At 30.3% G+C, this 14,653-nt stretch carries 13 protein-coding genes and 1 pseudogene; 7 read left to right on the forward strand and 7 right to left on the reverse strand.

Going from position 1 to position 14,653, the window contains the following annotated elements; genetic code table 11:
- Positions 1 to 84: 84 nt before the first annotated feature.
- The 3 genes and pseudogenes from ACIP9G_RS21745 to ACIP9G_RS21755 form a co-directional block, all read right to left on the reverse strand.
- Positions 85 to 2,634 carry a DEAD/DEAH box helicase gene (locus ACIP9G_RS21745; RefSeq protein ID WP_401022242.1) on the reverse strand — a complete coding sequence of 850 codons (2,550 nt, stop codon included), beginning with the start codon at positions 2,632 to 2,634 and terminating at the stop codon, positions 85 to 87.
- Positions 2,635 to 2,688: 54 nt separating this feature from the next.
- Positions 2,689 to 3,006 (reverse strand): annotated as a pseudogene (locus tag ACIP9G_RS21750) (recombinase family protein).
- A 460-nt stretch (positions 3,007 to 3,466) separates the two neighbouring features.
- A complete protein-coding gene (locus ACIP9G_RS21755) occupies positions 3,467 to 4,363 on the reverse strand; it encodes a hypothetical protein (RefSeq protein WP_401022244.1) in 897 nt (298 codons plus the stop codon).
- 521 nt (positions 4,364 to 4,884) lie between these two features.
- On the opposite strand from ACIP9G_RS21755, the gene ACIP9G_RS21760 reads away from it, so the two are divergent.
- From ACIP9G_RS21760 to ACIP9G_RS21785, 6 genes are all read left to right on the forward strand, one after another.
- Positions 4,885 to 6,186 (forward strand): tyrosine-type recombinase/integrase, encoded by a 1,302-nt coding sequence (locus ACIP9G_RS21760; RefSeq protein ID WP_401022247.1) that lies wholly within the window; start codon positions 4,885 to 4,887, stop codon positions 6,184 to 6,186.
- Between the two features lie 6 nt (positions 6,187 to 6,192).
- Positions 6,193 to 7,278 (forward strand): tyrosine-type recombinase/integrase, encoded by a 1,086-nt coding sequence (locus ACIP9G_RS21765; RefSeq protein WP_401022249.1) that lies wholly within the window; start codon positions 6,193 to 6,195, stop codon positions 7,276 to 7,278.
- On the forward strand, positions 7,275 to 8,234 hold the full coding sequence (locus ACIP9G_RS21770) for a tyrosine-type recombinase/integrase (RefSeq protein ID WP_401022251.1): 960 nt from the start codon (positions 7,275 to 7,277) through the stop codon (positions 8,232 to 8,234). The genes ACIP9G_RS21765 and ACIP9G_RS21770 overlap by 4 nt, the downstream gene beginning before the upstream one ends.
- 451 nt (positions 8,235 to 8,685) lie before the next feature.
- Entirely contained in the window at positions 8,686 to 8,838 is a 153-nt protein-coding gene (locus ACIP9G_RS21775; protein ID WP_401022253.1) for a hypothetical protein, read from the forward strand.
- Between the two features lie 114 nt (positions 8,839 to 8,952).
- Entirely contained in the window at positions 8,953 to 9,273 is a 321-nt protein-coding gene (locus ACIP9G_RS21780; RefSeq protein WP_401022254.1) for a DUF771 domain-containing protein, read from the forward strand.
- Between the two features lie 94 nt (positions 9,274 to 9,367).
- Positions 9,368 to 10,483, forward strand: a complete 1,116-nt coding sequence (locus ACIP9G_RS21785) for a site-specific integrase (RefSeq protein WP_401022256.1) — start codon at positions 9,368 to 9,370, stop codon at positions 10,481 to 10,483.
- 371 nt (positions 10,484 to 10,854) lie between these two features.
- Here the strand turns inward: ACIP9G_RS21785 and ACIP9G_RS21790 are convergent, their stop codons facing one another.
- The 3 genes from ACIP9G_RS21790 to ACIP9G_RS21800 all read right to left on the reverse strand — a co-directional run bounded on the left by ACIP9G_RS21790 (position 10,855) and on the right by ACIP9G_RS21800 (position 13,153).
- Positions 10,855 to 11,733: a restriction endonuclease gene (locus tag ACIP9G_RS21790; protein WP_401022257.1), complete on the reverse strand. Its 879-nt coding sequence runs from the start codon at positions 11,731 to 11,733 to the stop codon at positions 10,855 to 10,857.
- A gap of 857 nt (positions 11,734 to 12,590) precedes the next feature.
- Positions 12,591 to 12,743: a hypothetical protein gene (locus tag ACIP9G_RS21795; protein WP_401022259.1), complete on the reverse strand. Its 153-nt coding sequence runs from the start codon at positions 12,741 to 12,743 to the stop codon at positions 12,591 to 12,593.
- Positions 12,744 to 12,769: 26 nt separating this feature from the next.
- Complete coding sequence (locus ACIP9G_RS21800) at positions 12,770 to 13,153, reverse strand: hypothetical protein (protein ID WP_401022260.1); 384 nt, start codon at positions 13,151 to 13,153, stop codon at positions 12,770 to 12,772.
- A 165-nt stretch (positions 13,154 to 13,318) separates the two neighbouring features.
- Between ACIP9G_RS21800 and ACIP9G_RS21805 the strand changes: the two genes are divergently transcribed.
- The gene (locus ACIP9G_RS21805; protein ID WP_401022262.1) at positions 13,319 to 13,966 is read left to right on the forward strand and encodes a hypothetical protein; all 648 of its coding nucleotides are present in this window, start codon (positions 13,319 to 13,321) and stop codon (positions 13,964 to 13,966) included.
- Positions 13,967 to 14,289: 323 nt separating this feature from the next.
- Here ACIP9G_RS21805 and ACIP9G_RS21810 read toward each other — a convergent pair.
- Positions 14,290 to 14,653 (reverse strand): hypothetical protein (locus ACIP9G_RS21810; RefSeq protein WP_401022264.1); only part of this gene is annotated, 364 nt, incomplete at its 5' end.

Raw genomic sequence — 14,653 nt, forward strand, 5'->3', positions numbered from 1 at the left:
AAACTATTGGTATTAGTACTGGTATCATTAAAGAAAAAAGCTTGAAGCATCCTCATTAAAATAAGGCACTCCAAGCTTTTTCTGTTACGTTCTTTTTACTTTTGTTGAATAATAGTCTACAAAACTTTTTTCATCTAAATGATATTTAGTTAAGAGAGTATCTAATTCGCTGTCTAACCACATGTTAGGTGGCTTACAAGACAATTCTTCACTCATACCTCTCAAATTGGTTTTAAACATCTCTAATTTACTTTCATTTATTACAACAAATTCTTCATTTGCATAAGCATTATTTTCTAAAAAATCGCTTCTATGAAGCATAATAGGCATCATACGTTCTTCTTCAGCGTATCTTTCTTTATACCATCTTATAGAAGACGACATTTGTTCTGTTTCTTGTCTTGAAATATTATTAATGCTATTATTTTTACATTCTATAACTAAATCGACGTTTTCCATTCTCCAAAAATTATCCGGGCCATCATTTGTTCCCATATCAGGTTGTGTAGACTCAAATCCTAAAAATTCACCTAACTCTTGAACTGCTTTTTCAAACTCTTTGTAATATAGTTGAGGCGAATATAATAATAAAGATATAATATTATCAACTTTTATCGCAATATCAGTTCCCTTTTCATATTGATGAATATGTTTTTTAAATACAGACAATTGATTACTGTAACGCTTAACTCTTCTAGATTTCACAAAAGTTAATGGCTTTATTAATGAGCCATTAGCTTCAAAAGCTCTTAATTGTAAATCTTGAACTCTATTTGTATCTAAATCATTTAATAACTGCGCATAAAATTGATACATCCAACCTTCATCTGACGTACCATCAGTTAAAGCAGTGATATTTTTCATATTAACATCTACAACTTGAACCTGTTTTCTAATTGAAGCTCTTATAGCATTTCTTTCACACTCGGCTATTTTTATCATATTTGCTAGATCCACTTTAGAGTATTTTTGTTGAGCTTCATTTATCATATTTTTATGAAACTGTCTCCAGTCTTCCTCAGCTTTTAAACAACTCCCCATTGATTCTTTAACAATCTCAATAGCTTTTTGTTTTGTAAACGTAACATTTTCAGTTAAATTGAAACCGAAGTCTAATTGAGCTTGTGTGCTTTGACTAAACAACTCTTTATTTTTATTAATACTAATAAAACTTAATAGATCACTACCCATTAGGATTGATACACAATGATCTGTTCCGGAACGTACAGCTCTTCCCAGTCCTTGTTCAATAGTTTGAGCTCTTTTTAGATTAGTCAATATTGAATCTTTTCTATACGGCGCATCTAGTTTTTCTTTTAAAGACTCCTTAGTAGGCATACCGTCAATAACTAAAATTCTACACATTGAATCAATCATATCTATTCCATCATATCTATTCATAAACACAACAAAATTGCCTTTATTAGTAGATTTAAGAGTGTTTAGATCATTGATTATATTTTCTGTTTTTATCAGTTTTGCACCTTTATCTATCCAAGGAGATGCCTTTGTTTCATTTGGTACTATAATAGCTACATTAACATAATTTGAATATTCTCTACATAGTTCTCTGATCTCATTATCAGTAATTTCTTTATGTATCCTTTTGGGAGAGATAATTAATCGTTCTCCCATACTTACATTATCAACAGTGATAGGATTTTCAATAGAATCCCTATCAATACCCAATTCTCTAATTAGTTCATAGTTATTACCTAATGTAGCCGATAAGATATATCTATACTTTGCGCCTTCATAAGATGGAATATTTTCTGTTGGTATCAACATTGGTGTGATTTCTATTGAATTACCACTTATAAAACACTCACAATTTTCTAGATTATTGCTAATTAAACTAAAATTGAAATAAATATTAGGATGCGCTTCTTCGTTATAACTCTCTAATAAAGCTTGAATTGAACCAATACTGTTTTTCCAAGCCCAGTATGGAACTTGCTTTATAACTGAAGCCTCTCCTCTTCTTATACTAGCTAACGCACCAACACCTTGGTAAGCAAGGGCATCATTAAATATACTCAAAATTTCATTAAATAATTTTTGCTGTCTGTCTCTTTTGATTGTTATCGTAGACTTACTTCTAGCCTTTTTTACACATTCATGTGCATCATCTATTAATAATGCTCCAATATTTTGAATCTCTCTATCTGTGCTTCCGTTGACACCAAAGATAGATTTACCATTGAATAATCTTTCAAAAGTAGTGACTAATACTGCTTCACTATTACTAAATTCTGAAGGGAATTCTTGTCTTCCATATTCATTCTTCTCAATCTGACACACCGGTATTCCATATAAACTTGCTTGTGTACAAACTTGTTCTACTAGTTGATTATCAGGACACAAATAAACAACAGGTTCTTTAATTTCTTGAGCTTTTGAATAAAGCATCAATAAACCAATCAAAGTTTTTCCAGATCCAGTATCCATTAATCCTACTATATCTCTATCTTCTCTTCTAGTATCCCATTTCTTTAAAAACTCTGTTTGATTACCTCGTAAAAAATCATATCCCTTTTGATGAACTAATTTCTTATTAAACAAATCGACTGGATTGATTAAAGTATCCGAGGTAGTTGAAGCGAAAGCTTTCATTCTTTGACTAAAAAAACTCATAATAGACCTCCTTCATAAACCTAGTATTATCGCCCTCATTTTACCACTTTATCATCATATTTGGTATAAACTTCTATTTTTCACAAAATAGTGGTTAACTTTTTCCTTTTTATCATTAATTGGCGGGTTTCCACCTACTCTTCCACTTTTTCTAGCAATTTCTAATCCCGCCCTAGTACGTTGCTGAATAATATCTCTATCAAACTCAGTAAATACAGCGAGCATTCCAAATATTGCTTTCCTGTAGGAATAGTTGTATCAAGTGCATCATTTAATTCAAACAAACTCTATGTCTTTCTCATTTAGATACTCTGTTAATTTAAATAACTCTTTAGTAATTCTTGCTAAACGATCTAATTTATAGACAATAATATATCTCCATTTGCTGCTGCTTTCATTGCATGCTCAAGTTCGACACGATTTCCTTTACGACTAGAAATCTTTTAAACATACATGACTAATTCTAATCCATTTTCATCTGCATATTTTTATTGCTTGTTCCTGCAAATTTAAATTTTTGATCTTCTGTACTAACTCGACAATAACCAATAACTCTTCCCATAATCCCCCTATATTCCATTAACTTATACCTTTTATATACAATTTACAGTAGCCGAGTTTAAAGACAAGAACAGTAAAAAAATAGAGCATAAACGTTAATTTATGCTCCATTAATTTGTCTATTAAACGATGGTTATATAAACTACTTTTATTTCACTTTGTTTTCAATCTACGAAAAGTAATCTTTTTTCAATGAATAGTCTAAAAAAATAAAAATAGCCTGTTAAATCAATTTTTGATTTAACAAGCTTAATTTAATTTTTATTGTGTTTTAAAAATACTCGGGTTCTTCTTTATCCATCATCATGTTTAACTCTTCATCCTTAAATTTAAACAATACATTTCTCCATAGAAAATCTCGATGCAAATAAAGAATATTTTGATCAAAAATACCGTCAATTGAAATTAATATACAAAGTTTTTGATTTTGCCTTAAAAATGCATTACGAATGAAAATTTCATTCTTCATTTTTATAGATTTCTCTAATTTTATTAATTCCGGGTAATTAACGTTAGCTTTATTTTCTAAGTGTATTTCTATTGTGAAAAATTTCTCGCGAATATCCACTCGAGCATATAAATACTTAGAATTTCCGGCATTAAAAAATTCATTTATAATTTTAACCCCAAAAATCCTTCTATTTAATCTTGATTTCAATTTCATTTCAAAAAGTATCTCCTCAATAAGTACATATAAATTCTTTTTAGTAATTTTCGGAGTTTTATATTCAGCAAATGAATTAGTCATTTCATACTCAGTTGAAGTATTTACTAAATATCGTAAAGGGAGATCCAATATTATCGCTAAATCATAAATCATCTCAAGTGATGTACTTCTTTCTGATAATAATTTACTTTCTTTATTATTGGCCATATTCTTTCTAATAAAATGACTAAGCTGACTGCTACTAAAATCAATAAACAAAGCTATTTCATCATCAATTAAATTAAAAATCCCTTTCATCGCTCTACAGCGTAAACCGATTGAAATAATTGATAAAATTTCATCTAAAAAGTTGGGGTTATCATTTACAACAAATTTTAGCTCTTTTAAATTATCATATTTACTTAATCCTCTTTTACGGAGATATTCTCCAAAACTAAGTTCACCTTTGATTAGTTTCCTGATTAGTTTTAAATTGTCTACCTCAAGAACAGTTATCGTCATCTAATCATCACCTGATTAAAAGATAACTGTACCCAAATTGAAAGTATCTCTTAGCCAAAATTTTGGCTAAATAATTACACTTTTTATTTGTAACAAATACTTTAATTAGTAAACAGTTCACCGTATCTTAACTTTTCCCCGCATCGTACACCATGATATATAAAATGAGAAATCCCTCATACTATCTCCTCCCTTCAAACTTGCGAGGAACTAAAATTCCCCGCAACTTTTGATTAATTTACTAACTAATTGGACAGAAATAGGTGAAACAAGTTGCGAATTTATAATTTTGTCCATTCTTCATTTCAAAACAAAAAAGCACTTTGATAAATGGACAGACGTATCCTAGGAATAGGAATCGTCTGAACACTTATCAAAGTGCTAATAAAAGCCTCCACCGTTTGGTTAAGGTCAATAGTTAAAGTATCAATATCTTCATTATAAGGGTTATACATTTGGGTTACAATACAAAATAAATTCGCTTTTCGTAACAATTAATACAGATTAGAAAGAGGGATTAAATGGAACAGAAACATCAAATATTTATTTCTACTATTAATGATAGTGCTTATCTTTCCTTGTTGGAAGAATTCAAACATGATAACCGCTTCAAAAATTTGGATTTTTTCGAGTATTTCACCTATGAAGTATATATGGTATTGAAAAAGGAAAAAGATCTTTTTCCTCAAAAAAATGCTGGAGTACAGATGGGCAAATTAGAGTTAAATCACATTTTGAAAATACAAAAACATGTTCATTTATTAGTAACTAAAAATGAACTTGAAAATGCAAAAGGACTATTAATTTTGAAATATTTAAAAAAATTTTGCAACTTTCTTAGAAAAAAAGAAATAACGAATCTATATTATGTTCCCCCTAAAAATAGCCAGAACTCTTTTTTGAAAACGAACTTGGATTACCCTATTCTAAGGAAATTTAGAAGATACTTAGAGATTAAACGTTATGCTGCAACTACAATTCACACTTATAGTGCTAGCATTAAATACTTTTTGTCTTTCTCGAATTATCAACATAATAAGCAACATCAGAATGAATTTTGGAAAATGAATATCCATCAGTTTGAAATGCATTTAACGAAGGAAGTGAATTTAGAAAAAATCGCAACTTCTACAGCATACTCATATTTAAAGGCAGTCAGATTATTTTTTTGTTTTTTATCTGAAGAAAATCAAATTAGTTTTAGGTATCAAATACCAAAAAGACTTATTCAAAATGGAAAAAGAAGCAATGAATACGTTTCAATTCAAGATGTCTTATTAATAATAGAAAATATATTTGAGATTTCTAAGAATATTTTAAGGGATATTTCTATATTTCTAATTATTCTTGAGACAGGATGTAGACCTATCGAAATACAAAACTTGAATATTGACGATATTTATTTTCACGAGAAATTAATTGTCTTAAAATGTAAAAAATCAAATCAAAGGACTTTGACATTAACAGATACAACTCTTTCATTTATCAAACAGTATTTACAAATCAGAGAAAATTATTTACCCCAACATAATTCAAAGGCTTTATTTTTAACCGCCTTCGGTACAGGTACACAAATACGTAGTGAGCATATTACTCATCTATTTAGAAAATATAATTTAAAAGTCTTTAATGAAATTCGTTTTACTCCTAAAACACTTAGACATACCTTTATAACCAATGCGCTCAATCATAATATCAATATTGGACAAGTAAAAGAATCCGTTGGTCATAAACATTTAATTTCAACACACTATTATTTTTATAGAGATATTAATCACATGAAGAAACTTTTTATGGATAAAAAAATTTTCAATGGAGGTTGACGAACGATGGCAATTGAAAAATCACTAAATATATCATTAGGAGAAATTTGTAATCAATTAGGGGTTTCTGAAAATGCCTTATTGGAATTTTTAGGTGGTACACCTACCATAGAAAGTATAAATGATAATGAAAAACCTGCTTTATATGTATTAGAAAAGTATCAAGAATATCTCGTTGATTTGGTAAAGCTTAACAAACGATCACAAGAAACTCTTAAAACTTATAATAACTTCATTTTGAGAATAAAAAAATTTATATTACTTAACTACCCTAATTTGAAATTAAACGAGCTAAATGAAATTGTGATTAACGAAATGCTTACGAAAGATAATGAAAATAAACAATCTTTTTCCGTACGAACAATTAATAAATATTACGCCATTTTGAAAAGCATTTTTAAATTTGCTTATGAAATGGATTATACAAATAAAGATTTCCGTAATAGATTCAAATTAGAAAAAACTTCATTGCTTCCTCGATATATAAAGGAAGCACAAATAAAAAAAATATTAGAAACTGTCGAACGTTTTTCTAAGCCCTATCGTTGTAGAGCTATGATTTTGTTTTTATTATTAACAGGTTGCAGAGTAAGTGAAGTTTCCAAAATTAAAGTTAAAGATTTCAATGTGATAGAAAATCTGATTTATATATATAATGGAAAGGGAAAGAAAGACAGAATTATTCCCATGTTCCCTGAATTAAAAGAGGAGATTTTAATTTATTTGCAAAAAAGCGGAATGTCAAATTGGGATTCAAAATGTGAAGGCTTTTTATTCGCTAGAGATGAAGGAATTGTTAGAAAGAGAAATTTCCCAATTCGAACAATAGAGCATATAGTAGAAAGAATTAGAAAACATCAAAGTGAACTTTCTTATATAACAGTGCATTCTTTTCGACATACATTCGCTGTTTATTGTTTAAAAATTGGAATAAAGGAGCACCATCTTACAGATATTTTAGGTCATTCTGATCCCAAAACGACAATGATTTATACAAAATTACGTGGTGAAGATTTAAGAGATGAAATTATCAATAAATTCCCCTACCCTTTCGAAATTCTACTAAATACAATTAATGAGGGTAAAAAGTGAAAACAGTACTAGAAGAACTCGAAACTTATAACAATAATGTTCGTTTATCTAAAAAAACCCTATCCAATTATAACTATTTATTAAAGAAATTTATCTCCTATTTATCTGATGAAATGAATACTAAAGCAAAGGATATTTATTTAGATAAGGTAATTTTATTAAAAGATTCTTCAGGTCAACCTCTTAAATATATTCCTATTAACAGCCTTATAATTGACAATTATTTTTTATTTTTAAAAGATAAAAGCTACTATGTTCTGAAAGATAATTATAAAGCCCTAATGAGTTTTTTTAGATTTTTGGAAAACAATTATTTTTTTGAAAATCCTATGATTCATATCAAATTTCAGTTGAAAGATTATTTACCTGAAAAGAAATTTGCAAAGGTACTAACAAGGGGTAATATACTGAAATTACTTAACTCCATTGTTACCCATTCCAACGATTTAATGACAGACATCCTTCTCTTTACACTTCTAATTTCAACAGGATGTAGAATTTCAGAAATTTTAAATTTAAAATGCGAAGATATAGATTTTGAAAACGATACATTTTTATTAATAAAAACCAAAACTAAACATCAAAGAATGATTTTTCTTAGGACAGGAATGGGGCATGAGATTCAAAAGTACGCATTAAAATCAAACCGAAAGGCTTCTGATTATTTATTTATAAAAGATTCCAAAAAAAAATACACACGAAATGATGTTGATATTTTATTAAAAAAATATTTACAATTAGCAAATTTGCCATCAATTAATATCCATGGATTAAGACATACATTTGCTACTCTAATGGCAGATCAAGGATCTCCGATAGACATAATTAGGCAATTATTAGGTCATGAAAGTTTGATTACAACAAAGGAATATATCCACCCTCATTACGTAAGAAATAAAAATTTTCACATACCTAACAATGAATTAATCTTTGATTATTTAAAGAAAAAATTATAAACAAGTCCTATTCCCTAAATTTACCTTTTTTAAAAAATACCGCATCTTTTTATTCAAAGGATTTTTTCTAAAAGATTGTTGCTATTAACATAAAGACAGATTAAATTTTCAAAATGTGTAGAGATTATAGTATACTCTACTTTAATAAACAGATAATTAAAAGGACTGTACAGCGCTGGAACGCTTATTCAGTCCTAAGACAAAATAAATCGCTTTAAAGGCGATTGGCACCTGAGAGAGTAAATCATTCCTAACCGGCCAAGGTATTAGAGGGGTGATTTTCTTTTTTTGTTATTGAATATAGTTAAAAGGTGTGTCTAAGGATTAATAGCTCGTCTTTTTTATATAGCTAGATTTCACATACTTCCTGTATAACTAATAAATTGGCCAAGTGTAAATATTAAATATAAATTAGAAACCCTTTTAAGAGATATTTCTTAGGAGGGTTATTTTGCATAACAACAAGGACTTGCAATATAAGAAACAACGTAAGAATGCTTTAGAAGTATTAAAACAGTGGGAGGTGGAACTCAATTTAAATAAAGAGTTAAATAAAAGTCCTGATTTAAGGAAAGTAAAAGTAAAATGTGAAGAATTTAAATAACCATATTTAGAGTAAGGGTTACGCTAACTATACTCTTTATAAAATCCATAATTATAAGATTGTTTGACCCATGTTGATTCCCTCCCCTACTTCAAACCGAAAGGAGAATATTATTTGCAACATCTAAGCGTACGGCTATTAATAGCTATACCTGAATCACAAGTTATAATTGAAAAATTGGAATTAGAAGAATTAAAAAAAGCGGACCTACTAGGTGTTTATTGGTCCATGATGGATTTAGAAAATCGTATGAGGCGTAAAAAAGATTGGATAAAACAAAATGTTTTATATAACCCACGTTTCAAATCTATATTGGATATTAACTCTGGAGGTTTTGTTTATTATCCTCAAAAAAAAGGTGAACCTTGGAGCATGCATGCATTACAAATGGCAAAGTTTCTCGATGAAAATTTCACTGATATTTTTGGGAACTAGAGAATACAACTTGTAAAATTTTCATTTCTTTCGTTATGAATAGTTTTAATAAAGTCAATGCTAATAACCTCATCTAAATTGAAAGGAGCAGGTTATGGCTAGCATCACAAAACGTGGATCTACTTGGCAGTATAGCGTTAGTAGAACAATTGAAGGAAAATATAAACCAATTCGAAAAGGAGGATTTCGCACTAAGAAAGAGGCCTCTGTTGCAGCAGCACAAGTTGAAGCAAATATAGCTCAAGGGATTTCTGGTATCAAAAAGGATATAACATTTGCTCAATATTTCTTAGAATGGTATCAGACTTATAAGAAGGATGTTGGAGCTATTACATTAAATTCGTATCAAGCTACGTACAATAAAATCCTTATACATTTTAAAGAAACACCGCTTCAAAAAATCACAAAGAGGGATTATCAAAATTTCCCAAATGACTTAGGGGAAACAAATGCAAAGGATACTAACCGGAAGCTAAATGGCTACATTCGCACTTGTTTGCAGGAAGCAATTGATGAAAAATTAATCAAAAATGATTTTACCCGAAAAATCACTGTAACAGGTTCATCCGGGAAAAAGAGTTCTGAAAAGTTTCTTGATTATACAAGTAGCCAATTATTATTACAAGATTTACACAAGAATATTGATCAAGGGATTGAAAACATTATGTTAATTTTAGCTCTATCTACAGGGCTACGATTTGGGGAGTTAATTGGTCTATGTATTAATGATTTAGACTTTAAAAACAATCGAATTAAGGTTCATCGTCAATGGCAGTATAAAGAAGGCGGTGGTTTTGGTCCCTTAAAAACTGAAAAATCGGAGCGAACAATTAGTATTGATAAACTAACAATGAAAGCATTAGAAAAGCATTTAATTAAAGTAAAAAATCATTCAAAGAATGTCAATAGCTTAGTTTTCTTTGAGCCATCTTCGGATATATATGTTGTATCAAATGACAGACTAAATGATACCCTTCGTTCTATTTTAAAGCGCCTAAATATTAAGCCGCTCATTACTGTCCACGGACTAAGACACACCCACTCGAGTATCCTACTTTACAAAGGTATTTCAATTTTATATGTATCAGAACGCCTAGGACACTCTAACATCGACATTACAACATCTACGTATGCACACGTCTTAAAAGAGTTGCGAGAACGTGACTCTGAACAGACTAGTATTATCTTTGAACAACTTCTTCCCTTGTAGCGACATCTGTTTTATAAAGAAACTACAGGCGGCTTTCCCATATTTTCAGGGAAAGCCTCTTTATAATTATTTCCTTATAAATTTTAACTGCGCGGATCCTCCAATGATATCAATTTTTTTGAATTGCACATCTTATTAAAATTCAACTTTCATTTATAACTTTTAAAAAGTTTAAAAAAATCTAAGTACAAATTATGGCATCTCACCTAAGTCTTATTTGAGGAATTGAATATGAAAATTTGCAAAGAAATTTCATCAAATTAACGGTGTGTTTAATTGCATAAGAAGCTAATTCCTAACATCTAAAAAATCCACAAGAATTTAATTTCTCATAGATTCTTTGAAGTTATTTAGATTGCGGAGGTATAATTTCATCTATGTTTCCACCTCTTAATAAATGAAAAGAAACTTGATGCTCCTCTCCGTTGCAATATTAGTTGGTATTCTTTAATTAAAAGCTGTAAGCCATCACGGTCTACCATTTCAACATTATTTGCTTTAGCTGAATTTAAAGCTTTTTTAGTAAAATAACGATTAGTGATTACCTTCTTCTTTTGAGCTTTCCAGTATCCTGCCCCACCACATATTTCATTTACCGCTTCGACTCCAATTCTACGTCCTTCCCCATAACACTTTGCTTGTATTCCTGTTTTAATCTTATCTTTTATGATTATTACATCTACTCCATAGTCATTATGAGGAGTAACTTCCGCATAATAACCCAACCCATAGTATAATTCTGACAGAAACTCTTCAAATTCCGTACCTCCCATTTTATCAATTTCCTCAATATTCACATGGCAATACTTTGAACGTTTTTTTAATAGTAAAGGAGATAAAACAGCATTAGAATTTTTGTAACTACCTATTATTGAACGAATACCTATATAAAATAAACCTAAAAAGAAAAATAGAGCTAAAATTTCCCCATGTGGAAATATCTCACTTATCATTAAAACGATAAAAAAAAGATATAGACCAAAGATACTTTTCTGTTTTAAATTCCAGTATCGAATACGAGGTGTAATTCGAAAAACTTGGTGTAATCCCATATACCGAAATAATCCTATAATGATGGCTATGAGAAAGAACAATAAGACAAGTGTTGATGACACATCATCTTGAAGGGGATTGATGTTATCAGCAATTACCTTACCCATGATAAATAAGACCACAATGGCTAGAATCGTCGACGGGGCATTAGATTTTTTAGCTCTCCTAAGCTTTCTTATGCTAGATTTTCTCCCCATAAATACCATCCCCTTTTATATTAGTACGGGTTATTATGTCCATAAAACAATAATAAATAAATTTAGTTTCCTCAGGATCTTATTATCTTTATAAAGAAGCCTTTAAAGCCTAGATAAAAATAATATTTCGTTATTGAATTAATGGGAGCTATAATTGGTGCAAAATGTTCTGGGCTCAAATGTGTACGTATATGCACGATTTTATGCACACTAGACACCTGACCATAATTGTATAATTGTTGATAGATCAAATGTTTGCACACCCTGTATAAATAATGTTCATTAGAAAAAGGCAAGCAACGTTGATTTACCAACGTTGCTTGCCTTTTTGGTGTGTTTCCATAATTGCATTTTGGAACGTTTATTAGGTTTGTTTTGTATACTTTATAACTCAAGTACACGTTTGCTGAATCAGAAAAGTGAAGTACCGTAGTAATCTACTTAAACTTTATTAAAATTGTTTTATTGTATCAATGATTTCTAATATGGAAAATATTAGTTAATTCAACATCTAGTGTTACCATTTTATCTATTAGGTCTTTAGATTAAAATATGTCTTAGCAGCACGTTCAACAACCTTGTCTCATAAAGGCTATGATTTATGAAATTTACTCACTTATAAATAAAATTCTTATTTTTAAATTCCACCAATTTATGAATATTTCGATTTCAGATCCCCGTCAGCAGCTTTAAATGTTCCATCTATCCATCTAGAATTCACATCGTCCTCGGCACATGCTTCTCATAAACGTTCTGATAGGTCATTATCATAATCTCATTCAGCACTTACATTAAATGCTTTTCCGTATCTTGCGACATCTCATATTGTTTTTCCCCTTTCAAGACGAGAATCACCTCTAGTCATCATCTCCGCCAAAACCGTATTTAATATTCTCATGTCCACAGTACCGGCATGTGACGAATGCATGAGGCTTATCTCCGTCTTCCCAAAGCAGCGTAAAAACGCCGCCAGACAACGATTGTTGACAGTTTTCACATGTATCCATCATTTCATTCCTCACATCATATTCTTTACTTAGGCAGATGTCTTTGTGTAAGCATTTACCCATGTTTGATTTTCTTCTAACAAATATCCATATTTTGAAGCCAACTCCACTTTGTTACTAGAAGGATTCCAGCCTTTAGGGAGATTTCGAATATGTTCTCTAACATTAATCGTATAATCAATAGGTTCTGAAACTAACGGACTGACATTATTATTCGTTTCTATACTTTTGGTCGAGACTTTTCCTATGAGTGATGACTTGATAAATGGTTTGATAATTGCTCTGTTTTTAACAACAAGGATTGTTCCCATCACTGAAAATACAATTGCTGTTCCTATTATTATTTCCTTTTTATGTTCTTTAGCTTTTTCAAAAAAGCTTTTTTTCTTACTTTTTCTTACGTCCCCATTCATATTTAGATTGGGTGTGAATTGAGTTTCGATTTAATAACCTCCTCGATTCCCTGTTTTTTTCTCTGTTCTTCTAGGTTTTCCTAAAATAATCGTAACGTAAGATTTTAAGTTGTACAAGACCTACCAAAGATATACAATTCATCTTGAAGGGAGGATTTTTATAACATGGATGACTTATCTAAAGAAAAGGCTACGTACTGGAAAATTAGATTAAAAAAGTGTATTGATGAAGGAGGCTATACTCAAGCATCCTTTGCTGATGCCTTAAACAATAAATACGGAACTAGTTTTGGCCAAAAAGATGTTAGTCGATGGATGAATACAGGGGCCAAGATCAAAAATGGAGAAGTCGGCTTTCCAAAATACGATACTATGTTTTTAATTGCGGATTTCTTTCATCTGGATGTGGGCTATCTCACTGGTGAAACTGATGAGGATTCATTTTCATTGAAGAAGGCGTGTTCCTATATGGGCTTAAATGGCGAAGCAATAAAAGCCATAAGAGCAATTACACACCCTGAAAATGAAGCCAGCTACATGTGGAAAAATATGAGAGATACTTTTAACAAGTTTCTTTTAGCAGAGGGCTTTCCTAATTTTTTTAATAGCCTACATGATCTTCATCTTACATTTATATTACCAAAACAAGAGAATCGCGTATTCGATAACCTAGATTGTGCTATTGACTACATCCGCAATTTAGAGTACCAAGGGAAAATTGCACGATATGAATTGAATGAAGCTCTGGTACTGCTAATTAATGAATTATACCCTAATCCGCCACAAGTAGATTTGAATATAAAAAATGAATAATAATGAAAATAAATATATTATAGATTATTCTAAAGTCTCCACCGTACCAAAATACCAATATCACGGATGCACACTACGCTAGCATTTAATGAATCAATGAAAATAGTTTCACGATTTTTTCTCTATAAAAGAAAAAAGATGTCTAATATAATTTAGAAGTGGACATTACATACTTGCCCCTTCTTTCATACTACTTCTCTATACCAGGATAAGAAAAATATATTTAAAAATATCGGAGCATTGAAATAACGCCTTCGGCTGCAAGTGAAATCTGAGGAAAAATAACAAAAATCAACCTTCATTTTGACTTCACTTCGAACGTTTTAAAAAAACAATCCCCTCATTATGATAATGGGTAACCTTGTGGATAATAATCCGATCTTTTTGCTTAAAAAAAGCAAAACCCTACAGATAAATAGATAAGTGACATCGTAAAGTTCCTTATCTATTTTCTCCTCACTTATGGTACTGTTCCCTACTATTAATCGTAATTTACATTCTTCTACAATCTGTCCTGATTGCGGAATAAAAAATGCGCCCAAAGTGTCCTTGGGAACATAACGATCATTAGCAGCCAAAATAACCCCCTCATTCTGAACTGCCCCCCAATTGTTAGACACATCTAACAATTGGAGGTGCAGTTTTTCTATGGGGAAATTTACTGCTGAGGAAAAATTAGACGCTACT

This window comes from Lysinibacillus sp. NPDC093197, assembly GCF_044754025.1.
Lineage (GTDB): Bacteria > Bacillota > Bacilli > Bacillales_A > Planococcaceae > Lysinibacillus.

Bases quoted from the DNA above. Each gene is read 5' to 3' on its own strand.
- ACIP9G_RS21765 (WP_401022249.1), top strand. From the start codon at position 6,193: ATGGCAATTGAAAAATCACTAAATATATCATTAGGAGAAATTTGTAAT.
- ACIP9G_RS21805 (WP_401022262.1), top strand. From the start codon at position 13,319: ATGGATGACTTATCTAAAGAAAAGGCTACGTACTGGAAAATTAGATTA.
- ACIP9G_RS21745 (WP_401022242.1), bottom strand. From the start codon at position 2,634: ATGAGTTTTTTTAGTCAAAGAATGAAAGCTTTCGCTTCAACTACCTCG.
- ACIP9G_RS21790 (WP_401022257.1), bottom strand. From the start codon at position 11,733: ATGGGGAGAAAATCTAGCATAAGAAAGCTTAGGAGAGCTAAAAAATCT.
- ACIP9G_RS21755 (WP_401022244.1), bottom strand. From the start codon at position 4,363: ATGACGATAACTGTTCTTGAGGTAGACAATTTAAAACTAATCAGGAAA.
- ACIP9G_RS21785 (WP_401022256.1), top strand. From the start codon at position 9,368: ATGGCTAGCATCACAAAACGTGGATCTACTTGGCAGTATAGCGTTAGT.
- ACIP9G_RS21795 (WP_401022259.1), bottom strand. From the start codon at position 12,743: ATGATGGATACATGTGAAAACTGTCAACAATCGTTGTCTGGCGGCGTT.
- ACIP9G_RS21760 (WP_401022247.1), top strand. From the start codon at position 4,885: ATGGAACAGAAACATCAAATATTTATTTCTACTATTAATGATAGTGCT.
- ACIP9G_RS21800 (WP_401022260.1), bottom strand. From the start codon at position 13,153: ATGAATGGGGACGTAAGAAAAAGTAAGAAAAAAAGCTTTTTTGAAAAA.